This is a genomic window from Helicobacter suis HS1, from assembly GCF_026000295.1.
In the GTDB taxonomy this organism is placed as follows: Bacteria; Campylobacterota; Campylobacteria; order Campylobacterales; family Helicobacteraceae; genus Helicobacter; species Helicobacter suis.
Genome location: NZ_AP026769.1, coordinates 1,015,849 through 1,042,219, shown reverse-complemented (window position 1 = coordinate 1,042,219; position 26,371 = coordinate 1,015,849). Strand labels below are relative to the sequence as shown.

Annotated in this window: 31 protein-coding genes, 5 tRNA genes and 1 pseudogene; 16 read left to right on the top strand and 21 right to left on the bottom strand. The window is 41.7% G+C overall.

Annotation, left to right across the window (positions count from 1 at the left end):
* Positions 1–42 precede the first annotated feature (42 nt).
* Positions 43–618, top strand: a complete 576-nt coding sequence (locus tag OO773_RS05665; RefSeq protein WP_233710579.1) for a beta/alpha barrel domain-containing protein — start codon at positions 43–45, stop codon at positions 616–618.
* A 23-nt stretch (positions 619–641) separates the two neighbouring features.
* Here OO773_RS05665 and OO773_RS05660 read toward each other — a convergent pair whose 3' ends face one another.
* Positions 642–2,291: an alpha-keto acid decarboxylase family protein gene (locus OO773_RS05660; protein WP_034377036.1), complete on the bottom strand. Its 1,650-nt coding sequence runs from the start codon at positions 2,289–2,291 to the stop codon at positions 642–644.
* A 162-nt stretch (positions 2,292–2,453) separates the two neighbouring features.
* Between OO773_RS05660 and OO773_RS09830 the strand changes: the two genes are divergently transcribed.
* Complete coding sequence (locus tag OO773_RS09830; RefSeq protein ID WP_269150112.1) at positions 2,454–2,747, top strand: phenolic acid decarboxylase; 294 nt, start codon at positions 2,454–2,456, stop codon at positions 2,745–2,747.
* 16 nt (positions 2,748–2,763) lie between these two features.
* Positions 2,764–2,958 carry a phenolic acid decarboxylase gene (locus tag OO773_RS09825; protein WP_158650263.1) on the top strand — a complete coding sequence of 65 codons (195 nt, stop codon included), beginning with the start codon at positions 2,764–2,766 and terminating at the stop codon, positions 2,956–2,958.
* Between the two features lie 151 nt (positions 2,959–3,109).
* Here the strand turns inward: OO773_RS09825 and queF are convergent, their stop codons facing one another.
* The 20 genes and pseudogenes from queF to OO773_RS05555 form a co-directional block, all read right to left on the bottom strand.
* Entirely contained in the window at positions 3,110–3,547 is a 438-nt protein-coding gene (gene queF, locus OO773_RS05650) for a preQ(1) synthase (RefSeq protein ID WP_176485085.1), read from the bottom strand.
* Entirely contained in the window at positions 3,535–6,360 is a 2,826-nt protein-coding gene (gene ileS, locus OO773_RS05645) for an isoleucine--tRNA ligase (RefSeq protein WP_006564798.1), read from the bottom strand. Before ileS ends, queF begins: the two co-directional genes overlap by 13 nt.
* A 9-nt stretch (positions 6,361–6,369) precedes the next feature.
* Positions 6,370–6,618: a S4 domain-containing protein gene (locus OO773_RS05640; protein ID WP_034377038.1), complete on the bottom strand. Its 249-nt coding sequence runs from the start codon at positions 6,616–6,618 to the stop codon at positions 6,370–6,372.
* A gap of 199 nt (positions 6,619–6,817) precedes the next feature.
* Positions 6,818–7,351: a hypothetical protein gene (locus OO773_RS05635; RefSeq protein ID WP_034377040.1), complete on the bottom strand. Its 534-nt coding sequence runs from the start codon at positions 7,349–7,351 to the stop codon at positions 6,818–6,820.
* A 66-nt stretch (positions 7,352–7,417) separates the two neighbouring features.
* Positions 7,418–7,645, bottom strand: coding sequence for a hypothetical protein (locus tag OO773_RS05630; RefSeq protein ID WP_040499291.1), 228 nt, complete (start codon positions 7,643–7,645; stop codon positions 7,418–7,420).
* A 2-nt stretch (positions 7,646–7,647) separates the two neighbouring features.
* Positions 7,648–7,950, bottom strand: coding sequence for a polymorphic toxin type 50 domain-containing protein (locus OO773_RS05625; RefSeq protein ID WP_034377042.1), 303 nt, complete (start codon positions 7,948–7,950; stop codon positions 7,648–7,650).
* Positions 7,951–8,321: 371 nt separating this feature from the next.
* Complete coding sequence (locus tag OO773_RS05620) at positions 8,322–9,170, bottom strand: hypothetical protein (protein WP_040499290.1); 849 nt, start codon at positions 9,168–9,170, stop codon at positions 8,322–8,324.
* Positions 9,158–11,293 carry a hypothetical protein gene (locus OO773_RS05615; RefSeq protein ID WP_034377045.1) on the bottom strand — a complete coding sequence of 712 codons (2,136 nt, stop codon included), beginning with the start codon at positions 11,291–11,293 and terminating at the stop codon, positions 9,158–9,160. Before OO773_RS05615 ends, OO773_RS05620 begins: the two co-directional genes overlap by 13 nt.
* A complete protein-coding gene (locus tag OO773_RS05610; RefSeq protein ID WP_233424219.1) occupies positions 11,293–12,147 on the bottom strand; it encodes a rod shape-determining protein MreC in 855 nt (284 codons plus the stop codon). Before OO773_RS05610 ends, OO773_RS05615 begins: the two co-directional genes overlap by 1 nt.
* 4 nt (positions 12,148–12,151) lie before the next feature.
* A complete protein-coding gene (locus OO773_RS05605) occupies positions 12,152–13,189 on the bottom strand; it encodes a rod shape-determining protein (RefSeq protein ID WP_006564795.1) in 1,038 nt (345 codons plus the stop codon).
* Between the two features lie 29 nt (positions 13,190–13,218).
* A complete protein-coding gene (gene clpX, locus OO773_RS05600) occupies positions 13,219–14,523 on the bottom strand; it encodes an ATP-dependent protease ATP-binding subunit ClpX (protein ID WP_006564794.1) in 1,305 nt (434 codons plus the stop codon).
* A complete protein-coding gene (gene lpxA, locus OO773_RS05595) occupies positions 14,520–15,326 on the bottom strand; it encodes an acyl-ACP--UDP-N-acetylglucosamine O-acyltransferase (protein ID WP_006564793.1) in 807 nt (268 codons plus the stop codon). Before lpxA ends, clpX begins: the two co-directional genes overlap by 4 nt.
* Positions 15,323–15,814, bottom strand: a complete 492-nt coding sequence (gene fabZ, locus OO773_RS05590; protein WP_006564792.1) for a 3-hydroxyacyl-ACP dehydratase FabZ — start codon at positions 15,812–15,814, stop codon at positions 15,323–15,325. Before fabZ ends, lpxA begins: the two co-directional genes overlap by 4 nt.
* 79 nt (positions 15,815–15,893) lie before the next feature.
* Positions 15,894–16,514 (bottom strand): YbhB/YbcL family Raf kinase inhibitor-like protein, encoded by a 621-nt coding sequence (locus OO773_RS05585; RefSeq protein WP_006564791.1) that lies wholly within the window; start codon positions 16,512–16,514, stop codon positions 15,894–15,896.
* 107 nt (positions 16,515–16,621) lie between these two features.
* Positions 16,622–17,578 (bottom strand): NAD(P)-binding domain-containing protein, encoded by a 957-nt coding sequence (locus OO773_RS05580; protein ID WP_006565341.1) that lies wholly within the window; start codon positions 17,576–17,578, stop codon positions 16,622–16,624.
* Positions 17,571–17,777 carry a cbb3-type cytochrome oxidase assembly protein CcoS gene (gene ccoS / locus OO773_RS05575; protein WP_034377048.1) on the bottom strand — a complete coding sequence of 69 codons (207 nt, stop codon included), beginning with the start codon at positions 17,775–17,777 and terminating at the stop codon, positions 17,571–17,573. The genes OO773_RS05580 and ccoS (OO773_RS05575) overlap by 8 nt, the downstream gene beginning before the upstream one ends.
* Positions 17,778–19,997: an alanine--tRNA ligase gene (alaS, locus tag OO773_RS05570; RefSeq protein WP_264828469.1), complete on the bottom strand. Its 2,220-nt coding sequence runs from the start codon at positions 19,995–19,997 to the stop codon at positions 17,778–17,780. It abuts the gene before it with no gap.
* Position 19,998: 1 nt separating this feature from the next.
* A pseudogene (gene ccoS, locus OO773_RS05565) lies at positions 19,999–20,127 on the bottom strand (cbb3-type cytochrome oxidase assembly protein CcoS); the annotation flags it as partial.
* Positions 20,128–20,499, bottom strand: a complete 372-nt coding sequence (locus tag OO773_RS05560) for a hypothetical protein (protein WP_264828467.1) — start codon at positions 20,497–20,499, stop codon at positions 20,128–20,130.
* A 131-nt stretch (positions 20,500–20,630) separates the two neighbouring features.
* Positions 20,631–21,173 carry an outer membrane beta-barrel protein gene (locus tag OO773_RS05555; RefSeq protein WP_232088031.1) on the bottom strand — a complete coding sequence of 181 codons (543 nt, stop codon included), beginning with the start codon at positions 21,171–21,173 and terminating at the stop codon, positions 20,631–20,633.
* A 439-nt stretch (positions 21,174–21,612) separates the two neighbouring features.
* Here OO773_RS05555 and OO773_RS05550 point away from each other — a divergent pair.
* The 13 genes from OO773_RS05550 (at position 21,613) to rplL (ending at position 26,294) form a co-directional block, all read left to right on the top strand.
* Positions 21,613–21,688: transfer RNA gene (locus tag OO773_RS05550), tRNA-Thr, on the top strand.
* Positions 21,689–21,773, top strand: a tRNA-Tyr gene (locus OO773_RS05545).
* Between the two features lies 1 nt (position 21,774).
* A tRNA-Gly gene (locus OO773_RS05540) sits at positions 21,775–21,851 on the top strand.
* Between the two features lie 12 nt (positions 21,852–21,863).
* Positions 21,864–21,938 (top strand) — tRNA-Thr (locus OO773_RS05535).
* 52 nt (positions 21,939–21,990) lie between these two features.
* Positions 21,991–23,190, top strand: coding sequence for an elongation factor Tu (tuf, locus tag OO773_RS05530; protein ID WP_006564788.1), 1,200 nt, complete (start codon positions 21,991–21,993; stop codon positions 23,188–23,190).
* Positions 23,191–23,198: 8 nt separating this feature from the next.
* Entirely contained in the window at positions 23,199–23,360 is a 162-nt protein-coding gene (gene rpmG / locus OO773_RS05525) for a 50S ribosomal protein L33 (RefSeq protein WP_006564787.1), read from the top strand.
* Positions 23,361–23,379: 19 nt separating this feature from the next.
* A tRNA-Trp gene (locus tag OO773_RS05520) sits at positions 23,380–23,455 on the top strand.
* A 26-nt stretch (positions 23,456–23,481) separates the two neighbouring features.
* Entirely contained in the window at positions 23,482–23,661 is a 180-nt protein-coding gene (gene secE, locus OO773_RS05515) for a preprotein translocase subunit SecE (protein ID WP_006564786.1), read from the top strand.
* Between the two features lie 15 nt (positions 23,662–23,676).
* Positions 23,677–24,204, top strand: coding sequence for a transcription termination/antitermination protein NusG (nusG, locus tag OO773_RS05510; protein ID WP_006564785.1), 528 nt, complete (start codon positions 23,677–23,679; stop codon positions 24,202–24,204).
* Positions 24,205–24,213: 9 nt separating this feature from the next.
* On the top strand, positions 24,214–24,639 hold the full coding sequence (gene rplK, locus OO773_RS05505) for a 50S ribosomal protein L11 (RefSeq protein WP_006564784.1): 426 nt from the start codon (positions 24,214–24,216) through the stop codon (positions 24,637–24,639).
* A gap of 2 nt (positions 24,640–24,641) precedes the next feature.
* The gene (rplA, locus tag OO773_RS05500; protein ID WP_064430031.1) at positions 24,642–25,343 is read left to right on the top strand and encodes a 50S ribosomal protein L1; all 702 of its coding nucleotides are present in this window, start codon (positions 24,642–24,644) and stop codon (positions 25,341–25,343) included.
* Positions 25,344–25,483: 140 nt separating this feature from the next.
* Positions 25,484–25,909 carry a 50S ribosomal protein L10 gene (gene rplJ, locus OO773_RS05495; RefSeq protein WP_231102876.1) on the top strand — a complete coding sequence of 142 codons (426 nt, stop codon included), beginning with the start codon at positions 25,484–25,486 and terminating at the stop codon, positions 25,907–25,909.
* Between the two features lie 10 nt (positions 25,910–25,919).
* Complete coding sequence (gene rplL, locus OO773_RS05490) at positions 25,920–26,294, top strand: 50S ribosomal protein L7/L12 (protein ID WP_034375583.1); 375 nt, start codon at positions 25,920–25,922, stop codon at positions 26,292–26,294.
* Positions 26,295–26,371 lie beyond the last annotated feature (77 nt).

Genomic DNA, 26,371 nt, shown 5'->3' with positions numbered 1-26,371 from the left:
AAGCAATCCCTTGAACTAAGGCAAACTTTACGCCCCTTTGAGATGTTGGGCAGAAGTTTAGCCTATAACCCGCATTTGCCAAGACTTGATTTAGAAAGTCTTAGGCGCTTTGAAAAACCTCATAAAATCCTTACCCTCAACGCTACCCACGATTTAGAAACATTAGTACAAAGAGTACAAGAGGCTCAGCAGAGTAATTACTCCGCCCTTTTGCTAGATTTTAGCCAAATCTATCAAAGCCCCCCGTCTTTAGAAATGCTTGATTTATTAGGTTATATCCGCCGTTTAAGTAGTAAGCCTATTATCCAAAAAGACCTTTTCATGGATCGCTACCAAGTTTTAGAGGCGCTAGTGTATGGGGCTGATGCTTTGCTTTTAGAAGCGCAATTTTTAGAAAAGAATTTAAAGCAAATGGTGGAGTATAGCACGCATTTAGGCTTGCTTGTTATTGTACAAGTTAGCAGTAGTAAGGATTTACAAAGAGCCGTTTTTGCTAGAGCTAGGGCGCTTTTTCTTGCTAGAGACGCTGAAAATCTACTCAAACTCACCCCCCAAAATTTTGTGATCTTAAAAGAAGCTAGCGCTTCTGAGTATGGCGCGGACGCTTTGATTTTTTAGAGGGTAGCGCCCGCTATTGATCCTTATTGTTGGTTGTTTTTGGAGGCAATTTCGCCTAATTTCTTTAAAAGAACGGGGGCGTCGTCGCGATCCATAATCACCTCTATAAAAGAGAGCTTTTTAGATTTATCCGCTTCCTCTAGGGCGTGGTTGAGTTCCTCTACAGAAGAGGCAGTGGCGCTAAAGGCATGCCGTTTGAGATGTACATCAAATACTTCAACTAATTTAGTGTAATGCCACATATTAATATCATTGTATTTGCGATTGGGTCCATGGATACAACGCTCCACAGTGTAGCCATCGTTATTAATCACGATGATAATAGGCGTGAGGTTTTCTCGTAGCATTGTGGATAATTCTTGGGCGGTAAGCTGGAAAGAACCATCGCCAATTATAAGAATATTGCGCCGTTCTCTATCTGCAAGACAAGTCCCAAGCAAAGCCCCAAAGGTAAAGCCAATAGAACCCCAGAGTGGTTGCCCTACAAAAGTAACTTTTTCAGGGAGATGGATTGCAATTGATCCAAAAAAGGAAGTTCCTGTTTCGGTAAGCAACACGTCTTTAGGGCGCAAATGTTGTTCAATGACTTGGAAAAATTTATGCTGGGTGAGTTTGCCGCTTAGTTTAGTGTGTTCGCGTTTTTCAGCGGGGGGCATTTTAGCGCTGTATTTGAGGGTGGCTAGTTTTTTAAGCACATCTGCCATTAAAATATCGCTATAAACTTTCTGGCCTATTTGGCTATAAAGAGGGTGGACTTCTATAACGGGCACACCAAAGTTTGGGGTTGTGTTGATATAGTGAAATCCGGCCGTTAAAAAGTCTGTAAATTTAACCCCAAGAAGAATTAAACAATCTTTCTCTCTTGCCATAGAAGTAACCCGCTCATCACTTAAAATACCGCTATAAATCCCTATAAAATTAGGGTGTGTTTCAGGAAAAGCCCCCTTACCCATAGCAAGCGTGGCGATAGGGAGGTTAGCCTTTTGAATGAATTCAAGCAATTCATCTTGGAGTTTATACCGTTTGATCTCATAATCGGCTAGCACAAGAGGCGCTTTGGCGTTTTTAATGATTTGTTCGACCGCCTCTATAAAAGAGTCTAAGATTTTTTTATCACTTTTAGGTTTATAAATCATGGGCGTAGAAACATCAATAGAGAGGTGTGCTACATCAGCAGGGATACCAATATAAACCGGTTTTTTATGCAAAGCACATTCAGCCAACACGCGATCGATCTCGCTTTTGGCATTTTGTTTGTTAAGCACCGTGCGGGCAACCGTGATAGCACGATACATATCATAAAACTTCATAAACTCCCCATCGCCTAAAGTGTGGTGCATGTAGCGGCGATTGATAGAGGCATTTCTGGAGGGCATGCCCACAATCTTAACCACAGGTACACTTTCAGCATAAGAGCCCGCGATTCCATTAATAGCGCTTAGTTCGCCTACACCAAAGGTAGTTACTAGAGCAGCCATAGAGTTAATACGCCCATAGCCATCGCTAGCATATGCGCCATTAAGCTCGTTACAATTGCCCACCCACTCTAAGCCCGGATCATCTTCAATTAGATCTAAAAACTCCAAATTATAATCCCCGGGTACTCCAAAAACATGGCGTACCCCATAATCCTTCAAGCGATCCAGCAGATACTGGCCTACAGTTGTTGTCATCATAAACTCCTTGTTTAAAAATATTGCTGCAATCTCAATCTTTCTAACTTTTGTTAGCTAGGCTGAAAATACAGGCCTCAACTTTAGCAAAAAATTACTAATTGATAACACAAAGCCCTTAAATCTACTTGGCTATAATAAAAAGAAAAATAAGGGATAAAAATGGATTGCAGGACTTTAGCCGATTTTCTGGGCATGCATTTTATTTACACTTATGATAATGGGTGGGAGTATGAATTGTATGTGAAAAACAGCCACACCATTGATTATCGTATCCATGGGGGCATGGTGGCGGGGCGCTGGGTTAAAAATCAGGAGGTGGATTTAGTACAGCTAATAGAGGGCGTGTTTAAGATCACTTGGACAGAACCCACAGGTACAGATGTAGCTCTGGATTTTATGCCCTGTGAAAAGCGCGTCCATGGCATGATTTTCTTCCCTAAACTGGGTACATGAACACCCAGAAATCACAGTGTGTTTTCAAAACGAGCATATCCCTTTAATGGAAAAATCGCGTGATACTTACGCCACCTACCCTAAATACCTTGTCTCTGAATTTGCCACGATCACCTATGCCAAAAATAGGGGGCAAAATAATGAGGCCGTGATTAACAAAGCCCCCTACCCCGGTTTAACAGATACGATTCGTTCTGGAAAAGAACCGTAGGTTCTCTAGGTTATAATTTCTTGCAGAGTTTCTAAAATGCCCTTTTTAACAGATAGTACAGGCGTACTAATCTGCTTAGCAACCGCTAAATAACCAGCCACGCCTAAAGAATAGAAGTTTACGCATAGGCTGATGAAAATCTTAAAAAGACCTAATAAATCCTTGCAAGTCTTTGTTGCTTTAAAGTTTGGTAGTCCTTTATTGCATAACTCACAAAAGGTTCTAAGGCAATACTCCCGCGTTTACTAAACTTAGCTTGCACCTCTAAATATTTAGGCTTTAAAAGGGCAACCAAATCGTTTAAAATCTTGCCCGCACAATCCTCGCCAAACATACCCTCATTGCGGAAACTAAAAAGATAGAGTTTAAGCGACTTGCTCTCTACCATTTTTAAATGGGCGATGTAATTAATGCTTAAGCTAGCAAAATCTGGTTGGGAAGTGATAGGACAAAGGCTTGTAAATTCCTCTGTGTAGAGGCGGGTGAAAATATCTAAATGCGGGTGGGGGTTGTCAAAGGCTTCTAAAAGACTGGGGTCATATTTGTCAATATAGGGGGTTTTATGCCCCAGATGGCTTAAACCTTGCATGCGCTTTTTTTTAAGACTTCTGTACAACGCGGGCAGATATTTTCTTGATCCACACTGCTAAACTGCCAACAACGCGGGCATTTATGCTTGCTAGCAAGATAAAGGCTAAAGCCCTCACCTTCTAAAAGCGGCTCTTTTGTCTGCAAACTCCCTACTGCACTGACCATAAGCCACTCCTCATAGTAGGGAAATTTTAAATCTTTAGGGTTTTTAAAGCCTAACTCCAATTCTAAAGAAGTTTTGATCTTTTTCTCTTTTTTAAGGCTATCCAAAGCCTCGCTAAAGAGGGCGCGTACTTCTAAGGGGCGTTTAAAATTCTCTAAAATTTTTAAGGCTTGATCCCCCTCAAATAACAAGGGCTCTTTTAGATCAAACACCCCGCCTCCCTCTAGCGCTACCTCTTTAAACAGATCACTAGCATGTGTGAAAACCTCCTCTATGGTGTAGGTCAAAATGGGGGCTAGGGTAAAACAAAGCTGGTGGGCAAGGTGTAACATTGTAGTTTGAATCGCGAGTCGTTTAGGATCTTTTTCAAAGGCGCAGTAGAGGCTATCCTTACAAATATCTAAATAAATGCCACTGAGTTCATTAGCCATGAAAGAGAGAAGTTTTTGTAAACCCTTTACAAAATCAAAGTTTTTAAAATGACCTTGTACTTGTGTAAAAACCTTAGAGCTTAGCGCTAAAATCCAGCGATCAATCAAACCTAAATCTTGCATGGGAGTTAGAGTTTGTAGCCCTTCCATGTTGGCTAGTAAAAAGCGCAGGGTGTTACGCACTTTTTTATAACTCTCAGAGGTTTGTTTGAAAAAGGCACTAGAGACACTTAAATTATCCTGATAGTCATTCATCACCACCCACAGGCGTAAAATATCACTCCCATAGGTTTTAAGCACTTCCTCTAAAGAAAAGACATTGCCCTTAGATTTACTCATCTTATGCCCTTTAGCATCTACGGTAAAACCATGTGTTAGCACTGCTTTAAAGGGCGCTTTAGAGTGTTTGATGCAACTAAGCAGTAGTGAACTTTGAAACCACCCGCGGTGCTGATCGCTTCCCTCTAGTACCAAATCGCTAGGATAAACCCCCAAGCGCTCCTCACACACTGCCTTAAAAGTACTCCCGCTATCAAACCACACATCTAAAATATGCGTGTTTTTTTCTAAAGTTGGGGCTAAATGTTTAAACTCAGGGGGTAAAAGTTCTGCAATGCTTAACTCCCACCACACATTACAACCCTGCTCTTTAAAGGTCTGTTTAATGTGCTTTAAAATTGCCTCCTCTAACAAGGGCTCTTGGGTTTTCTTATCTAAAAAAAAAGCCATAGGTACGCCCCAGTTGCGCTGTCTGCTCACGCACCAATCCGGGCGCTGCTCAATCATGGCTTTTAAGCGGTTTTTGCCTTGCTTTGGATAAAAATCCACACTTTCTAATGCCTCTAGCGCCACCTCTCTTAAAGTTTTCAAACTCCCATCTGCTTGTAAAAAAGGCGTATCCATTAAAATAAACCACTGGGTGGTAGCGCGGTATAAAATGGGTTCGTGCGTACGCCAACAATGCGGGTAAGAGTGCGTGATGATCTTGTGGTGTAATAAATGCTCTCCTAAGAGTTCTAAAATTTGGGGCTGGCTTTTTAAAACATGTTTGCCTAAAAAGGCCTCCGGCAGAAGCTTTTTTTGCAAAATCTCCTCATTATAACAACCCCTATCATCTACCGGCACCAGTACCTCTAAATTATAAAGCAAGCCTAAATGATAATCCTCCTCCCCATGCCCAGGGGCAGTATGTACAGCCCCGCTGCCCTCCTCTAAACTCACATGATCGCCTAGCACCACTAAAGAAAAGCGTTGGTTAAGCGGGTTGATAGCGCGCTTGTGCTCTAAAAGATCGCTAGCAAAACTACCGATAATTTCGCCCTCTAAAATGCCTTGATCAAGTAGTTTTTGGGCTAACTCTAAAGCGATGATATGCCCTTTGGAGGTGATTGCGTAGGTGGTTTTTGGTTTAAGCGCAAGGGCAACATTGGCCGGCAAAGTCCAAGGCGTAGTCGTCCAGATTACTACAGAAAAATGGCTGGGGATATTTTGCGTGCTAAAATGCGCCTCCTCTTTTAAAAATTGCCCCGCCTGCTCCTCTAATCTGAAAGCTACAAAGATCGAATCAGATTGTTTATCTTGGTATTCTACCTCTGCTTCTGCTAGCGCGCTTTGACACGCCCAACTCCAATAAACCGGCTTAAAGCGCTGTTTGAGTAAGCCCTTTTGTGCGGCAATACAAAGCATTTCATAAATGCTTGCTTCAAAGGCATATTGGTAAGTTTTATAAGGGTGATCATAATCGCCCACCACCCCTAACTCTAAAAACTCAGCGCGCTGGATATGGATAAATTTTTGCGCGTGTTTGTAGCAACGATCCCTAAATTCTAAAGCGTTCAAATTGCGGCGCTTTTCTGGGGGCAATTTATGCTGCTCTGTTTTAAAATCTTTTTCTACCTGTTGCTCAATAGGCAAGCCATGGCAATCCCAGCCGGGTACATAATTAGCGCACTTGCCTAAAAAATACTGGTGTTTGAAAATCACATCTTTTAAAATCTTATTGAGAGCATGCCCGATGTGTAAATGCCCATTAGCATAGGGTGGACCATCGTGTAAAATAAAACTTTCTTGTGCATGGGCGCGTTTTTTTTGCATAGCATCATAGATGTGCTGCTCTTGCCATTTAGCATAAATCTTAGGCGCGCTTTCACCTAAATTAGCTTTCATTGGAAAGGAAGTTATGGGCAAAATTAAAGTATCTTTGTAATCTTTGGGCATGGTTAATCTTTAATCAAGGATTTGGAAATACAGATGGCTTTGGCTTTTAGGGACGGTTTTAAGGGTGGGGATAGCAAGCACTTTGTAGCGCTTTTTTTGATCTAAATAGTTAAGCTCGATCACATCGCCCACTTTTACCTCTTTACTGGGTTTAACAACCACCCCATTAACAAAAACCACCCGCTCTTTGAGCATGTCTAGCGCTATAGAGCGCCTTTTAGTGAGATTGACAGCATTTAAAAATTTATCTATGCGCATAGGGGGTATTGTAGCACCTAATCCTTTAAAACTATACTAGATGGCGATAAATAGCAACTTTGTTATTGTTGATCGATCTTTTTGTAGGGGTGGGGGTTTATTTAGTGTTCTTGCAATAGTGTGCTGTGTTTTTGCAAGTGAAACAAGTGAAATAGATTTTTATGCTCAAGAGACTTATAAACTTAATATCTCTTTTAGACTATCTATATGGTAGTGTGGAACTTAATACTATGGCTGTTTTTGAGGTGTGCAAGAAATACAATTTTGATAAAGTGGAGGTTTTGCGCATGGTAAAATCAAGTTTTCTAAACTCTGTGGGTTTCATAGCTCCATAAATAACGCCAAAAGCGCTAATGCTATCCATGCTACGCATATAATCTTTAAAGGCTTGGGTTAGTTCGTTATTGCGCCAAACCACACCCCTAAAAACCTCAATGTTTTCAAAATGCAAACCCAAAGGGGCTAGGTCATCATTAGTGATATTTCTAGTTACAATCAATCTATTGATCAGATTTAGCCGTTCTTGTCTTTCTGAATCGCTTAAGGGGGCGGGTGTTGTAACTTCAGGGGCGGGCGGTGTAGGCGCTTGAGTGGGCGTGCTAGTGTTGCTAACTTCAGGGGCGCTAGTGGCGGGCGGTGTTTGGGGATTAACAAGCTTAACTAACCGCCCCCGCATAGTATTAAGCCCACTAATACGATCCTCTAGTTTTTGTAAAGCTGTAGAAAAATCCATTTTTTGGCCTTAACTTTTTTGAATGGATTTTATAAGAAGTTTTGAACAGAAAATGCGCAAGAGGGGTTAGTTTTGTCTTTGCGATTCGATCTTTTGAATATCTGAGGCTTTAATTGAGTAGCCCATGCCTTGATAATTTACAAATAATTCATCTTCGCTATCATCTTCAGGGACATAAGAATAATTACCAGCATAATAAACCGCCTCAAGTTCGACACCTTCCCAAATATCCCCGTCTACAAAAGTAATTTTTAGGGGTCTAGGATATTTAGACATATCCGGTAAGTTTCCCAAAGTTACTCCTTGCCAAAGGGCACAATGTGAATGCCCTTTTTACTAAAATGTATCTTACTTTTATATACCTTAACGGGGGCTTTTGATTTATCAAAGAATGGCAAAACCACACCTTCAAAATCAGGGTGGCTAATAATGCCATGTTTATCCCACTTGCCTTTTTTGTCTAAATCAATTTTTAGACTTTCCCTTATCCACCCCATCACCTCCTCAATTGTAGGCGCTTTTGTGTAATAACTCCGCCCTTGTTTATAATTTGGGCTATTTAATACATGCCGATCTTGTTTCTCATCTAAACTTAACAAAGATAGCGCGCTTTTGATTGTGTTTAGCACTCTTTGAGTGAAGGGATAGGGTTTTTCAGAAGGGGCACGCTCAGCTAACTTATCAAAATCTAAACTTTGGAGTTTAAAGCCCTCTTTTAATACAGGCGCTTCTTTGAAGTGCTCTAAACTGACTAACTCTGTGCCTTGAATTTCAAGTTCATACCAGCGGCCTAACTTTTGGCCAAACTCTAGAGAAAATCGGATTAAATCTAAAGCCGAGACTTTGGAAAAATTTAAGGTTATAACGAACTGGGGGAGGAAGTACTAAGATAGCTTAGAAAATTTTGGTATTCAAACCGGTATTGCTAATCTTAATAAACCTATTGTTATGGGGAGTGAATCAAAAGTTTTCAAGGCAGATTAATAAAATAATGGCAACGATAATAACGCTCGCCGAGTTTGGAATCGTTTAATAAGGCGTGTAATTTGTCATTATCAAGGGGTTTTTCTTGTAAAAAGCGTTTAAGGAGCGCTTTATCCCTATAGCTCTTAATCTGGGGTCTTAGACTTTTAAAAAAGGCACTCTTGAGGACTTTTTGTTGATCTATTTGGGTACTACAACCCAAAAGAATATCATGGAGAAATACAGAAACTTGCTTTTTCTGATCTAGTTCTTGATAATGCTCGGCTAAAACATGGAAATAAGCCTTTTGCATGCGTTTGCAACGGGTTTGTTCTGCTTGATTGATAATAAGATGTGCCCCCAATTCGTTAAACAAGTCGTTTTTAGCGCAGTAGTTTAAAAGAGTATAGTAAGACTCTTTTGGCTTTGCGGGGTTTTTAGCATATGCCTCTTGGGTGTTTTTAAGTGCAGCCAAAACATCGCTTCTTTTAATTTCAACCCCATTTGGCAAAGGTGAACCATGGATATCTTGAGAGGAAATAACTGAATCTGTAGGAGTAGGGGCAGGGGCGGGTTTTTTAGGCGCTTTACCTCCAAATTGCTGTTCTAATTGTTGCTCTTCTTTTTTCTCATGCTCTTGAGGTGTGTCTAGCATCACAGGTTCCATGCGGGTGTAATAAGTAGGTGGACTGTTATCATCGTCATCATCATCAGCTTGTAGCCCTTGGTGGGTTTGTTTGAGTGAGTTTTCATGATCTGAGGAAAGAGGGGACATCATCATCATAGGAAAAAGTGCGCCCATTCCCATGCACCCTAAAAAAATCCACACACAAAGAAGACCCACTATATAGCGCATGGAGTTGTCTTATCCAAAAGATGTTCTAAATAGGTGATGATTTGCATAATGCTTTGATTGGATTTAACATGCCCTGTAATGGCGCGCAACATGGATCGTTGCTGTAGTAGAGAGGATAATTGATTAGGATTTTTTAAAATACTTAAAAGTTTTAAGGCTTTATTGACATAATCTTTTGGATTAAAGGCTATCACGCTTTGACTCTCATAGTGGTAAGCTTTTTGGTACTCATCTAATGAAATATGATAATCCTCACAGCATTTTTCAAGGGTTTTAAAGTGGGTTTTAACAAACTTTTCAAACGCATTTATGCGTTCTTGTGGCGTGCTCTCTGATAGGGTTAAAACAAGTTTATTTTTGCCCATAAACTCAGACTTACTTTCACCCTGATGCATAGGGAAAGTGTCTAAAAATAAATCAATCACATGCCCGTATAAATGGGCGTTAACATAGCCAATAAACTGGAAGCGATTTAATAAATCACTAGGGAGGTGTAGATCCAAACAAAGGGTTTTTAGTTTTTCTAAAATGATCTTTTGATCCCCTATCCCGCATGCTAAATAGATGGTCTTAGGCGCTTGTTGTAAAATTTCTAGCACACTTTGTAAAAATTCTAATGAGTCTAATTTGGTGAGCCGCCCAATTGTACCTAAAATTTGTGTTTGTGTATCTGGAGCATAAAGGGCGCGGGTTTTTTCAATGAGGTGTTGGCTATGGTTATCTAGAGGAGGGTTATAAAAAAAGGAAAGCATGGGCGCGTAGATGCCCAAATAAGAAATATTGCCTTCTTGATAAAGCCCTATGGTAGGGGCGATGTGGGTGATATACCCTTCTAAAGTATCAAGGCAGTAAGCCTTATTGCCATGGCTGTAATAAATCTGTACGGGCGCGCTACGCGTAGCAAGTAAAAAATCGCTAATACCATAGCCATTATTAGGGCTAATGAGGATATGGACGCGGTGGGCATAGAGGATTTCTTTAAGCTTTAACGCTTTTTCTAAATGGCTTTGATAAAAAAGATCTTGGGGGAGTGTTTTATTAATGGAAATCACCTCTATACCTCCCTCAAAACCGCCATATTGCCCTAAGTTTTCTAGGAGTGTAATACATTCTAAATCATTGGGACTTTTTTCATCATAATCCATACTAAAAACCTTGAAGATAAAACGATTTTTAAAAGCTTGGTGTTTTAAGAGCATAGCAAATAAACTACACTCTACCTTAAATGGAGAATTTTCTACAAGACGATCTTTTAACACACCTATTACGATCTTATGCGATTCTTCAGGGTTAAAACTAGGGTAATCTTTTCCCCGTTTTTGTATCTCTCTTTCTAAGAGTTTAGGATAAAAGCGCGCACCAAGCGCACTAATATTTGTGTTAAAATCCGCCCACTCATCTGCTTGACTAAAGGCATTCCCGCATACATGATAAATCATAAACTGCGTGAATAAAGCGCTATCTAGTTGTCCATCTTCTAAAAGAGCTTTAAATAAATCTTTATAAGTAGGGTAAAGATCAAGCCACGCTTTAGAGGCAAAATAGGTTTTAACATTCCAAAGCAAGTGTAATTGGGCATTCAGAATATTGCGCTGGACTTTGGGGGTTAGGGTTAAAAAGTAGGAAGGGGATAATAATTCTGCTAAGATTTTTTGAGGCAGGCTAAAGGGGATTTGCAAGTAATCTAAAAGTTTATTTACAAAGGCACTATAATGGGTTAGGAAAGCGCTATCTTTTAAACAAAGTTGGCGGATTAAAAAATCTAGGGCTTCTAGTTTAGATCCGGATAAAATCAGGCACGCACAGGCTAATTCAAAAAAGAGCCGTTCTTCTGCTGTGTTTTGGCTATGTTGCATGCCCTTTATAGCTAAACTAGCATAGTCTTTAAAGCTATGATTGATAGCTATGTCATCTGGAATGAGGGGGGCTAAATAAAGGGTGCAAATAGATAAAACTTCTGCGTGTTTGAGTAATTCCATACTCTTTTTTTGGAAAATGCTAAACACTTCTAAACCTTGCTTAGCTGTCATGGGCGTACTTGGTAAGCTCTCTAAACTAGCCTCTAGAAAAAATAAACCCTGACTATCCACAAGCCCCCGGTAAAAAGAATCAAAATCCGGCATTAGGGTACATCTACAATCGTGGTGTAAAATAGCATGCTTTTAAAATCCTCAATCTGGAGGAGTGCTTTTTTGTAAACATAGTGGTTTTCAACGCTAGCAATTGTGCCTACATAGATATTAGGGCTAAAGATGTGATCAAGTCCACTGGTAAAAACTTGATCGCCTACTTTAATGGGCGCATAGGTGGGTAAAAAGTTGATATAACTCTTAAAAGATTCATTAGTAACAAAACCATAATAAACTTTGCCCCCGCTTCTAATCATCACGCTATAACTCATCTGTGAATCGCCATGTAAAAGCCCTACAAAGCGCCCTTCTCTTTGCACGACAGTACCCAGTACGCGGTTAAAGGCCACCATGCCTAAAATTTTATCCTTAGGGTAGGGTTTTTTGATGTCTAAAAACACTTGATAGGGGTTATCTAAAGAAACAAAACCATAAATACGCGTAAGAGTAAAAGTAGGCTGAGGGAGTAGATTATCTAAATCAAGGGTTTGATCGGGCGTACAGATATTGTTTTGATTGGAAAAAAGTGGTTGTGGCTGGTTAGCTCTAACATGTTTTTCTTGGAGTTTTTCTAAATCATAAACTTCTAAAGCTAAAGCTTGGTTACGGGCATTTAAATTGGCATAAGCTAGTTTGAGCTGTTCATAGGCATGGGTTTGCTTTTTATAATCTGCAACCATTTGAGCCTGCTCAAAGTGTTTTTGATAGGCTAGGGTTATATCATCTTTGATATCTAGGAAAACAACTTTAATCTTATCGCTTATAAAACTACTAGAACCCTTAATATCTAACCAATAAAGCACCCCAAAGATCACAATTAAGATCAGAAGGGTACGCCAACTGCTCAAAAGACTAAATATCTCCTAGGCTGCTTAATAAATCTAAATCCTCAATGGCTTTACTCGTACCTCTAGCTACGGCTAATAATGGCTCTTCACCCACAAATACGGGTAATTTAATAATATTGCTCAAATATTTATCTAAACCTCTAATGAGTGCCCCCCCACCTGTAAGTACCACGCCATTTTCTACCAAATCTCTAGCTAGATCCGGTTTGACCTCTTCAAGCACCGATCGCAACGCATTACTAATTTCTCTTAGTTGCTCTTTAATTGCCTCGCGTACATCTTCGCTATTAAGCTCAATGGTGTTTAAAATCCCGCTTATTTGATCGCGCCCACTCACTTCCATTGTTAAAGGGGGGTTTAGCTCAATAGCCGAACCAATTGCAATTTTGATTTCCTCACCAGTGCGCTCCCCAATTTGTAGGTTATAAGTTTTGCGGACATAATCTACAATACTAGCATCTAACTTATTACCCGCCACTCTAATACTCTTACTCACCACTAGCCCGCCTAAGCTAATCACCCCAATTTCAGTTGTGCCCCCGCCAATATCTACAATCAAGCTCCCTCGTGGATCTTTTACCGGTAAACCCGCTCCAATGGCAGCTGCCATAGGTTCTTCAATCAAAAATACCTCTCTAGCCCCTGCACTCATTGCGCTTTCTTTAACCGCTTTACGCTCTACACTAGTTAGACCATAGGGTACACAAACCATGATACGCGGGCGGATTAGAGATTTGCGTTTATGGGCTTTTTCAATGAAGTAACGAATCATTTTCTCGGTGATATTAAAATCCGCAATCACTCCATCTTTCATAGGACGAATGGCCTGTACACCGGCTGGGGTTTTACCAATCATTTCTTTAGCTTCACTCCCCACTGCTAAAACTTCTTCCATGTGATCGTACTTATTCAGTTTAACAGCTACAATAGAGGGCTCATTGATGATAATACCCTGCCCTTTGACAGAAACCACTGTATTAGCCGTCCCTAAATCAATGGCCACATCGTGGGAAAAGACACCAATTAGTTTATCTAGTATCATAGAACTCTTTCATGTTGGATTTACTGGCCTCAAGAGGGCATGAGCAAGGGCTTATTTTTTTTAATGTAAAGCGGTTTATCTTGTTTAAGCACGCACTCTTTAGTGATGATGACTTGGTAATCCTTGAGATTAGGTAAATCAAACATAATATCTAAACCAAAACTTTCAATAATTGCTCTAAGGCCCCGCGCCCCTACCTTGCGCTTAATGGCTAAATTTGCAATTTCTTCAACGGCTTCTTCCTCAAAAATCAACTCCACGCCATCCATTTTAAAGAGCGCTTGGTATTGTTTGATCAGCGCATTTTTAGGCTTTTGTAAAATATCTACCATAGCCTCTTTAGAAATGGGTTTTAAAGTAGAGATAACCGGCAAACGGCCAATGAGTTCAGGAATTAAGCCATAAGAGATTAAATCCTCTGGTTCAACTAGGTGCAAAATATCCTCTAATTCCTCTTTGGTTTTTTTCTCATTACCAAAACCTAGTACATTGCTGTGGATACGCCGTTTGATCACATCAATGATCCCATCAAAAGCCCCACCACAGATAAATAAAATATTGGTGGTATCAATTTGTACAAAGTTTTCATTAGGGTGTTTGCGCCCCCCTTTGGGGCTGACATTGACCACAGCCCCCTCAATGATCTTTAAAAGCGCTTGTTGTACTCCCTCACCAGAAACATCGCGGGTAATGGAGCGGTTTTCTGAAAGGCGTGCGATTTTATCAATCTCATCAATAAAAACAATCCCCTTTTGCGCCCTCTCTACATCTCCATCGCTAGCCTGCAACAAACGGGTTAAAATGTTTTCTACATCTTCTCCAACATAACCCGCTTCTGTCAAACTGGTTGCATCGCTAATGGCAATGGGCACATTTAAAAAGCGCGCTAGGGTTTGTGCCATTAAAGTTTTACCACTACCTGTAGGCCCTACTAGTAAAATATTGGATTTAGAAATCTCTACTTCTTGTGTGTTTGAATCGCGTGTTTCTTGGTAATGCAAGCGTTTATAATGGTTATACACCGCCACACTTAAAACCCGCTTAGCGTCCTCTTGCCCGATAACATAATGATCTAAGGCTTCTTTTAAAAGTTTAGGAGAGGCAATCATGGCAGGGGTGTTGTTTTTAAGGGGTAAGGGATCTTCTCCTGTGTGCTTGCGCACATCTAAAACACTGGTGTGTAGTTCTGTGTGGAGTTCTTTATAAAGATATTCCACGCAGTACTCGCAGATGTGGATATCCTTACCCGATTTTTTAGAGGAAAACACCAAGCGGCGGTGGTGTTGCAGGGTGTTTTCCGGCTTATTGCAAAAACTGCAGTAACGGGTGTTCATGAATCCTCCTGATCGTTAAAATACCCCGCTTTAATGGCAATGCCTCTATTGCTTTCTAAAACAAATTGGCAAATCTCTTTAGCGTGCGCATTTTCAGGGTATTCTTCTAAAATTTTTGAGGCATTGTCGCGTACAGAAGTGCCATTGATATTAAAAAGCCGTTTATAAAGTATGTTAATAAAATCAATTTCTTTGCGTTCTAAGAGTTTACGCATGCGGTGGCGATTAAGCCCTCTGATAAAGGCGCGGTTACCCTCAGCAATACAAAAGGGGGGGACATCTCTACCAAGAGCACTCGCTCCAGCCACCATGCACCCCTTAGCCAGACGCGTAAACTGGTGGATTGCAGTAAGTCCACCAATATTGACATGATCGCCAATTTCAATATGCCCGGCTAAAGTTACGCCATTGGCCAAAATGCAATGATTGCCAATTTTGCAGTCATGGGCAACATGTACATAGGCCATTAATAAATTGTGGTTACCAATAATGGTTTCATTCCCTCCGCCCTTAGTACCCGTGTTGATCATGCAATACTCGCGGATCAAATTATGTTCCCCGATTACAAGAGTAGAGGGTTCGCCATCGTATTTGAGATCTTGTGGGATCGTACCAAGCGTGGCATAGGGAAAAACAGTTGTGTGGGCTTTAATGGTGGTGCGCCCCAAAAGCGTTACATTGTTATACAGCGTAACGCCCTCCTCTAGTACAACATCTGGTCCAATCACACAAAAAGGACCGATAGTAACAGAAGGGTGGAGGCGCGCTTGTGGATCAATAAGAGCAGTCGGTGCGATACTCATGTATTGGCCTCGCGATTATTGGCCTCGCGATCCACAATCATGGCTTTTAATTCAGCCTCTGCCACAATCTTTTCTGCCACCTTAGCCACACCGCCTACTTGCCAGATCATGCCCCTATGTTTTTGGGCACTCAAATGATAATGCAGTTGATCGCCGGGGATCACCGGGTTTCTAAACTTCACCCGATCGATGGTCATGAAATACACAAGCTTAGTGGCCGCCACCTCTGGGCTCACCCCAAATAAACTAATAAAGGCCAATAACCCCCCCGCCTGTGCCATGCCCTCTACAATCAGCACTCCCGGATAAATAGGCCTGCTTGGAAAATGCCCCGTAAAAACCTCCTCGTTATAGGTGATGTTTTTAAAGGCATGCACCTCTTTATAAGGCTCTAGGTGCACGATTCGATCCACCAGCAAAAATGGGTAGCGGTGGGGGAGGATTTGGCTAATCATATGGATGTCTAAATTTATAATTCCCTCAGACATTCTTAAACCCTTTTTCCTTAAAACTTACCGCAGAAAAAGGGCTATACTAGCACATCTCAGATTTAAACAAGTTTAAGAGTTAGTGGCGCAACTTTGGATATTTAAACTCCACGCGCCCTAAACCTAAAATATGCCCGCGTATTGCATCGTGTAACTGCCCGATAAAAAAGGGTTTTTTTAAATCTAAATGCGCCACATCTAAAGCGTAAACTTGGATCAAATAGTGGTGATCTTTATCAGGGGGCATGGGTCCAATGTAATTACTATTGGCTAGATTAGAGGCCTGTTTTTCCTCCGCGCTCAAAGAAGATACGGTATAACCTTCTGTGAGTGAATTAATCCCTTGATCAATCTGTTTATCCTCTACAGAGGCATTTTCTGCTAGCTTAGTTGCTGTAATATTGCCCACCACCCAGTGGATAAAGGGTCTTCCCCTTCCACCAGAGGCTGCTGCGTCATAATCAACTAGTTCTAAAGCATAGCTTTTAGCTCCCGGTACACTCTCCCAGCTAATTTCAGGCGATCGTTTGGGCAAACCATGATCTAAAAAACTAGCATCTGCATTCCCGCCAAATTTTAGATCTAAAAACCCATGTGCGTCGGTATGGATAAAAACCTTAAAAAACTGCATGTGTTTTCCTTTGTGTTGGTGTTGTTTAAAATGCATGATCTGATCGCAGTTGGCTACTGCGCTCAACATGCAAGCTAATAAAAAAACCCTTAAAATGCACATCTTTCTCCCTTCCATTAGAGATTAGGTCAACCAATCAAGTTAACAAGGGAGTATCATAAGTAAAAAATGCTTGGTTAATGTAAACGCCTCTTAAGCACCTGCGCCACATCAAAACCCGCATTAAGCCCAACAGCGACGCTAGCCCCTGACTTGTAGAGAATATCGCCTATCACGAATAAATTAGGGATATTACTTTCTTGTTCCTCACTCACAATGGGTAAATTACCCGCATCTAAAGCCACCCCGCATTTTTTTAAAAATTCTAAGGGTGTAGATCCACCAATAGCAAATAAAACCCTGTCATAAACTGCATGCGTGCTATCTTTAAAATTGACCTTAATTTGCCCCTCACAAGCCTCTAAGCTTTCAATCTCTACGCCTAGCTTTTTAGAGAGATTTTTAGAAAAAGCCTCCTCTAAAGCCTTTAAATTCTCATCATTGACGCGGCTAAAGCTGGTTTGTCTGTAATTAAGTGTGGTGGTGTTGGTGCTAGCTAGTGCAATGGCATACTCAACAGCTGAATTACCCCCGCCTACAACTAAAACCTTTTCCTTTTCTTTACAATCATTAATCGTATAAACCACTTGGCGCATGATCTCTACGGGAATGGGATAATTTGGGCGGTTAGGCTGTCCCATTTTACCAATAGCAATCACCACACATTTAGCGCGCAGTACTTCATTCTTGCCCGTCAAGACCTCAAAAATATCTTGCTTTTTTTGCACGCTTTCCACGGTTGCTTTGTATAGAGTGGGGGTTTTATACTTTTCTAAAACCCGCTCAAACACCAGTAAAGCTTCCTCTTTATCCATGTCTGTAAAAGGAATATTTCCCTTGATGTCTACCACCTGTTTGCGATAATCCTTATCCACCCGTTTATGCGCTTTGTAATATTTGCGTATCATTCCACAACATTGCTCATCTTTCTCGCAAAGCAAGACCTTTTCAATCCCATTAATCTGGCACTCAACAGCTGCAGCAATCCCACTAGGTCCAGCCCCCACAACCACCACATCATACAACTCACTCATGACTATCCTTTCTAAGTTTTTTGGCCTCTTCTTCTTTAGCAAGGTTGAGATCCTCAGGACCATCATAAAGCAAGGATTCTAACATCTTTTTCTCATCGCTAAACTGCTTGCCCTTTAAACCCCATAAAAAAATGAGCAAGCCTATCAAACCTAGCGTGAGTGAAACAAAGAGCATTAAAAAGAGCGTGTTGGTGTGCATTTAATTTTGCAAAACCTCTAAGGTTTTTTGATAAATAGCCTCTTGCAGGCTCTTAATCTCTTGTGGGCTAAAATCTCCCTCTTTGAGTAGTACAAAAGACACATGATCGCTACGGCCTCCGCCTTTACTTGTATAGCCTAAATCCTTTGCATGGTTTTTTAACGCCTCTAGCAAAACACGCATATCCGCCTCACCAACTGATTTTAACACCCACTCCAAACAGCCTTTTTGTAAATTATGATACTGGAAAAGCGCCACTAAAGACTCTTGTCTGCTTTTATAAAGATCGACAAAGGCAAAGAAATCATCTAAATGCTCTTTTAATCCTTTCAACACGGCTAGGGGAAAGTTTTGTCCAGGGATTTTGTGCAAAGTGGGTTTTTGAGCGGGCTTAACAGGGCTTTTAGGGCTTTGTTTGTGATCTAGGGCTTTTAAAATATCATGGGTTTTAAGCTTTTGGCGCGCCTCTTTAAGAATACGCCTCTCTTGTGCAATAAAATCATAATACGCCTCCCCACACACCGCCTCAATGCGCCTAACCCCCGCACTCACGCTAGAAACTTTTATAATAGCAAAGCCTCCAATTTGTGCGCTATTTTGTACATGTACCCCCCCGCAGGCCTCAACACTCCCTGCAATCTTAACCACCCGCACCTGCTCTAAATACTTATCCTCAAAAAGCATGATAGCCCCGCTTTCTTTTGCCTGCAAGGCTTGCATATTTTCCACGCTTGTGGGCATGGCTAGGGCGATTTTGGCATTCACAAAGGCTTCTATCTGTTCTATTTCTGTATCCTCTAAATTGCGGTAAAAACTAAAATCAAAGCGCAAACGGCTAGGTTCAATGTGGCTACCCTTTTGCTGGATTTCTACCTTTTTGTTTTCCTCCCTAGCCTTTTTGCCTAAAATTTCGCGTAAGGCAAGATGTAGTAAATGCGTGGCGCTGTGGTGTTTGGCAATTTCTAAACGATGGCTCACCTCAGCAATCACGCTATCACCTACCCCTAAATTAGCCCCCTCTACTAACTCTACAAAGCTGATATTAATCTCTCCTACCTTTTGGGTATCCAGAACTTGGGCGAGTAAAACATGGTTAGTATCTAAAATCACCCCTCTATCCCCAATGGGTCCGCCTCCTTGCGCATAAAATGGGGTTTTATCTAGCACTAAAAAAGCCCTATTGGCCTCCTCTAAATAGAGCGCTAAAATTTTAGCCTGCACACTCTCACACTCATAGCCCACAAACACATTAGGCACAAGGGCGCTTAAATCTAAATTTTTAAACCCCTCTTTGGCATGGCTTTGTTTAAACTGGGATCGTTGCTGTTGCTCTTGCATGCAGGCTTGGTACTCTTCTAAATTGACCGTAATATTTTTATGCCGGAGCATATCCATAGTTAAATCCAAAGGAAAACCATAGGTATCATAAAGCTTAAAAGCCACCGCCCCGCTAAAACTAGAACCACTGCACTCTTTTAAAGCGCTTTCAAATAAATGCATGCCCTTATCCAAAGTGGCTAAAAATAATTCCTCCTCTGCTTTACACTCAGCCTCTATACTCTCTTTATGTTCTGCAAGCAAGGGATAATCTGGCATCAAGCCACATAGATAGCCTAAAATTTTGTAGAAAAAAGGCTCTTCTAGCTGTTTTTGTTGGGCTTGTTTGAGCAAATAGCCATGCCTAAGTGCGCGCCTTAAAATGCGGCGCAAAACATAACCCCGCCCCGTGTTTTCAAAATATACCCCCATTGCTAGCAAAAATCCCACACTCCTAGCGTGATCGGCTAGCACTCTAAAAGATTCAAGATGATCTGTATAGTTTAGATCAAAAACTTCTTCAATGCGAGAAATTAGTGGTCTAAAAAGCGAGCTATCAAAGTTATTTTGCACCCCCTCTAAAAGCGCTTGTACTCTTTCTAAACCCATACCCGTATCAATACAGGGGCGCTCTAGTGGGGTTAAAATGCCTGTGCTTGAGCGTTCATACTGCATAAAAACTAAATTCCAGATTTCTAAAAAGCGATCTCCCTCCCCTCCAAAATAATCCTCAGAGGAATGAAAATATTTTTCCCCCTGATCAATATAAATTTCACTGCAATACCCACAAGGTCCTACATCAGCCATTTGCCAAAAATTATCCGCATCGCCCATAGTTTTAATATGGCTAATAGGCACGAATTTTTGCCATAATTTATAAGCCTCTTGATCTTTTTCATGCACGCAAGGATTCTAACATCTTTTTCTCATCGCTAAACTGCTTGCCCTTTAAACCCCATAAAAAAATGAGCAAGCCTATCAAACCTAGCGTGAGTGAAACAAAGAGCATTAAAAAGAGCGTGTTGGTGTGCATTTAATTTTGCAAAACCTCTAAGGTTTTTTGATAAATAGCCTCTTGCAGGCTCTTAATCTCTTGTGGGCTAAAATCTCCCTCTTTGAGTAATACAAAAGACACATGATCGCTACGGCCTCCGCCTTTACTTGTATAGCCTAAATCCTTTGCATGGTTTTTTAACGCCTCTAGCAAAACACGCATATCCGCCTCACCAACTGATTTTAACACCCACTCCAAACAGCCTTTTTGTAAATTATGATACTGGAAAAGCGCCACTAAAGACTCTTGTCTGCTTTTATAAAGATCGACAAAGGCAAAGAAATCATCTAAATGCTCTTTTAATCCTTTCAACACGGCTAGGGGAAAGTTTTGTCCAGGGATTTTGTGCAAAGTGGGTTTTTGAGCGGATGGATTTAAAACAATGAGAGGTGAAAGCTTTTTACTCCGCCCCTTAAAATATCATGGGTTTTAAGCTTTTGGCGCGCCTCTTTAAGAATACGCCTCTCTTGTGCAAAACATGGTTAAAAATTAATCACATAGTTGATATAGACGGCAACTCTGCGTCTAAAGGTGATAGTTTGTGTGCCACTTGAATATAGAAAACCGCTAAAGGATTGGGTGTAATAAAGATCGTTAATGACGGGAATACGCACGCCAAATTCATAGCCTTGATGTTTGCTAAAGTTACCCCTAAAACCAATGTTAACGATGAATTGCCCGTAAATAGGAATAAGGCTTCCACCCATATCATTTGAATTCCAAAGGGCCTGATTCATTGTCTGACAAGCACCACTATTTGTCTCTCCCCAGACACATGTTCCATTTTGATAAGTTGCCTTTCCCATTAACCATGAACTCCCCCCTCCCATCACACCAAGAATCATGCCAAAGGTCTTCTCGTTTTCGTCATAAAAATTAAAGAGCATATCAATGCCTGCACCATAAAAGAGATTAGCTGAGGGTTGGTTATAGCTAGAGGTTTGGTTATCACTGGAAGCGTTGTAGCTATTATCAGTAACAGTCGCACTTCCCCCCTGACCGCTAAAGAAAACATAGTAGCGCAAACCAAAGCGCTTTGTTTTGCCAAAAAATTGTTTGTAACCAATTTGGAAATCCCCCCCCCAAAGAGATTGCCGTTATAGGTTTTTGTAGGAGAAGAAGAATAAGAATCATAAGTAAAACTTGCCTGAGAATTATCCTCACCCCCAAAATTAGAATACTGAAAACCCCCTTCCATAAAACCGCCGTTTTTCTCCGCACTCAAAGGCGCTAAAGAGATAAAACTAAGAGCACTGATAAAAGTAAAGCGGGAAAAAGTCAGAGAGAAAACGCTACGCGTTTGTGATTTGTGATTTGTTGCAACGATACCATAAAAATCCTTTCAAAAGATTAAGACAGCGCACTCTAGTAGCACTCTAGCAGATTTAAAACAGATTGTCAAGGGTTTAAATTTTGCAATCTTGACAAAGTAGCGCAAAACTAGCTATAATGCGGGTTTATTTTGCTGGCTTAGCTCAATTGGTAGAGCAGCTGCCTTGTAAGCAGCAGGTTGGGGGTTCAAGTCCCTTAGCCAGCTCCAGGTGAGGTACTCAAGTGGCCAACGAGGGCAGACTGTAAATCTGCTGACTTAGTCTTCCGTGGTTCGAATCCACGCCTCACCACCATGCGGGAATAGCTCAGTTGGCTAGAGCATCAGCCTTCCAAGCTGAGGGTCGCGGGTTCGAGCCCCGTTTCCCGCTCCAGTTGGGGAGAGTGCCCATATAGCTCAGGGGTAGAGCACTTCCTTGGTAAGGAAGAGGTCGGCGGTTCAATCCCGCTTATGGGCTCCAGTGTGAGTCCCCTAGCACGCGCTTATTTATAAAATTTTAGAGGAGTTATCCAATGGCAAAAGCAAAATTTGAAAGAAACAAGCCCCATGTCAATGTGGGCACCATCGGGCATGTAGACCATGGCAAAACCACCTTGAGTGCGGCAATTTCAGCTGTGTTGTCTTTAAAAGGTTTGGCAGAACTCAAGGATTATGACAACATTGACAACGCCCCTGAGGAAAAGGAAAGAGGGATTACTATCGCTACTTCTCATATTGAATACGCTACAGAAAACCGCCACTACGCCCATGTAGACTGCCCCGGCCATGCTGACTATGTCAAAAACATGATCACCGGTGCAGCCCAAATGGATGGCGCGATTTTAGTGGTTTCAGCCGCTGATGGCCCTATGCCTCAAACCCGCGAACACATTCTTTTAGCCCGCCAAGTAGGTGTACCCCATATTGTGGTGTTTTTAAATAAACAGGACATGGTTGACGATCAAGAACTCTTAGACTTAGTAGAAATGGAAATACGCGAACTTTTAAGCACCTATGAATTCCCCGGAGATGACACCCCCATTATTGCCGGCTCTGCTCTTAAAGCCCTAGAAGAGGCTAAATCTGGAAGCATTGGTACATGGGGTGAAAAAGTGCTTAAACTCATGGAAGAGGTGGATAAATATATTCCCACCCCTGAGCGCGATACCGAAAAAGCCTTTTTGATGCCTGTAGAAGATGTGTTTTCTATCGCGGGTCGTGGTACTGTGGTTACCGGTAGGATTGAGCGGGGCATGGTTAAAATTGGCGATGAAGTAGAAATTGTAGGGATCAAACCCACCCAAAAAACCACCGTTACTGGTATTGAGATGTTTAGAAAAGAACTAGATAAAGGTGAAGCGGGGGATAATGTGGGCATTTTGCTTAGAGGCACTAAAAAAGAGGAAGTTTTCCGCGGTATGGTGCTTTGCAAACCCGGATCCATCACACCCCATAAAAAATTTGAGGGCGAGGTGTATGTACTTTCCAAAGAGGAAGGCGGACGGCACACTCCCTTTTTTAACGGCTACCGCCCCCAATTTTATGTCCGCACCACAGATGTTACCGGTTCTATCTCACTACCAGAAGGCACTGAGATGATCATGCCCGGGGACAATACAAAAATTGTGGTTGAACTTATTAACCCTATTGCGCTAGAGCTTGGCACTAAATTTGCCATCCGCGAAGGGGGCAAAACCGTGGGCGCGGGCGTGGTTACTAAGATCGTAGAATAGGGGCTTTCATGAAAGTCAAGGTTGGGTTGAAGTGTGCGGATTGCGCTGAGATTAATTACAGCACAACCAAAAACGCCAAAACCAAAACGGAAAAGCTGGAGCTCAAAAAGTTTTGTCCTCGTGAAAATAAGCACACGGTGCATAAAGAAGTCAAGCTAAAAAGTAGCTAAGAAAGAAGAGGGGGTGCAAAGGTCAGTAGCTCCAATGGTAGAGCGTCGGTCTCCAAAACCGATTGTTGGGGGTTCGAGTCCCTCCTGGCCTGCCAAGGGGTGAATATTAAAGATAGGTGGCATGAAGAAGTTATTATCACAATATAGACTGACAAAAGAAGAGCTATCAAAGGTGATTTTTCCACTCAAAGAGCAGATTAGAAACGCTTTAATATCTGTTCTGATCGTGGTAACTATTATCACTCTGTTTTTGACTTTGATTGATTTTGTTTTGTCCTCTTTTGTCGCTAGCATTCTTTAGGGGGAAGCTGTGGGCATGGAATGGTATGCAATCCAGACTTACTCAGGTAGCGAGCAGTCTGTTAAAAAGGCCGTTGAAAACATGGTACGCGAAAATGGCATCGCTAATCGGGTAGAAAAGGTAATTGTGCCTACTGAAGATGTGATTGAACTTTCTAAAAAGGGTAAAAATAAAGTTACGGAGCGCAGTTTGTACCCGGGCTATGTTTTTATTAAGGTAGATTTAGACACAGTACTTTGGCATAAAATCCAGTCTTTACCTAAAGTGAGTCGTTTTATTGGAGAGAGCAAAAAACCCACACCTTTAAGCGATGCAGATATTGGCAATATCTTAGAAAAGATGGCCAATCGCGCCGCGCCTAAGCCTAAAATTTACTACGAAAAGGGTGAGGTGGTGCGCATTGTAGAAGGGCCATTTGCTAACTTTACAGCCACAGTAGAAGAGTATGATGTAGAGCATCGCAAACTCAAACTCAGTGTGTCTATTTTTGGGCGCAATACGCTGATTGATATTTTATATTCACAGGTAGAAAAAATCATTTAAGGAGAGTGCATGGCAAAAAAAGTTGTCGGCCAGATTAAATTGCAAGTCCCCGCAGGCAAGGCTAATCCTTCCCCCCCCATTGGACCCGCTCTAGGCCAAAGAGGGGTGAATATCATGGAATTTTGCAAGGCTTTTAATGAGAAAACTAAAGACATGGGTAGTTTTAATATCCCGGTGATTATCACGGTGTATCAAGATAAGAGTTTTACTTTTATCACCAAAAAGCCCCCGGTTACGGATCTGATTAAAAAGGCTAGCGGGGTGGCTAAGGGCTCGGATAATCCGCTAAAAAATAAGGTGGGCAAACTGACCATGCAACAGGTAGAGGAGATCGCGCAAAATAAAATGGAGGATCTCAACACAACCACCCTAGAGGCGGCTAAAAAGATTGTGATGGGCAGTGCTAAGAGCATGGGCATTGAGATAGAAGGATAAACATGGCAAAGATAGCAAAGCGTTTACAAAAATTAGTAGACAAATTTGAAAAAGATAAAGTTTATAACTTAGAGGAGGGTGTAGGGGTGCTTAAATCTCTGGCTTCGGCTAAATTTGATGAAAGTGTAGAAGTGGCGTTGCGCTTAGGGGTAGACCCAAGACATGCCGATCAAATGGTGCGCGGGGCGGTGGTTTTACCCCATGGCACAGGGAAAAAAGTACGGGTAGCTGTTTTTGCTAAAGATGTTAAATTAGATGAGGCTAGAGAGGCCGGTGCAGATATTGTAGGGGGCGAGGATTTAGCTGAGGAAATTAAAAATGGCAACACAAACTTTGATATGGTCATTGCCACTCCGGATATGATGGCTGTTGTGGGGAAAGTGGGGCGTATTTTAGGTCCTAAGGGTTTAATGCCAAATCCTAAAACCGGCACAGTAACGATGGATATTAAAAAGGCTGTGAGCAATGCTAAAAGCGGGCAAGTGAATTTCCGTGTGGATAAAAAGGGCAATGTACACGCCCCCGTTGGCAAAGTGAGTTTTACAGAGGAGCAGATCAAAGAAAACATGTTAGCTTTGGTGCGCGCGATTAATCGCTTAAAACCCAATACAGCCAAAGGCAAGTATATTAGAAATAGCGTCATGTCCCTTACGATGTCCCCGGGTGTACAACTCAACTCTCAAGAACTCATGGATGTGAAATAGTTCATCTTAAACTGAAGAAACAAGGGCTTTTGGCTTAATTTACTTTGGTAGCCTTGTGGAAGTTGGTTGGAAAGGAGGAAATCTTGAATAGAGAGCAAAAACAAGAGCTTGTAACGCGCTTAGGGGAGTCTTTTAGCGCGATGCAGGCTTTAGTGGTGTGTGATTATAAGGGTTTGCGTGTAGAGCATTTAGAAAAACTGCGCAATTTAGCCCGCGCGCAGGGTATTTCTGTGCAGGTGATCAAAAACACCCTTGCCTTGTTAGCACTAAAAGAGGCAAATTTGGGCGTTTTAAACCTCAAAGAGAACAATGTTTTTATTTGGGGCGATGATCAGATCGCGCTTTCTAAACTAGTGATGGGTTTTGCTAAAGATCACAAGGATCATTTTGTGATTAAGGCTGGGATTTATGAGCAACAGGCTGTAGATAGCGCGCATGTAGAAGCCATCTCTAAATTGCCAAGTAAGCAAGAGCTCATTGGCATGCTCTTGTCGGTTTGGAGCGCGCCTGCTAGGTATTTTGTTACGGGTTTAGACAATTTGAGAAAGTCAAAAGAACAAGAATAAAGGATAGATTATGGCTATTGGAAAAGAGGAAGTTTTAGAGTACATCGCAAACCTGAGCGTTTTAGAACTCTCTGAGCTCGTCAAAGAGTTTGAGGAAAAATTTGGTGTGAGTGCAGCGCCTACTATGGTAGCGGGAGCTGTGGCTGGAGCTCCAGCAGAGGCTGTAGAGGAAAAAACCGAATTTAGCGTGTCTCTAGTAGAAACCGGGGCTGAGAAAATTAAGGTTATTAAGGTGGTACGCGAAATCACTGGGCTAGGTCTTAAAGAGGCTAAAGAGGCTACTGAGAAAACCCCGCATGTGCTTAAAGAGGCGGTGAATAAAGAAGAGGCTGAGGCGATTAAAAAGAAATTAGAAGAGGTGGGGGCTAAAGCAGAAATCAAGTAGTCTTAAAGGAGGGGTTGAAGGCGCGTTTTGAGTGTTTGTGGTTAATGCCAGCTGGTTACACATCAGCTTAGATCTCC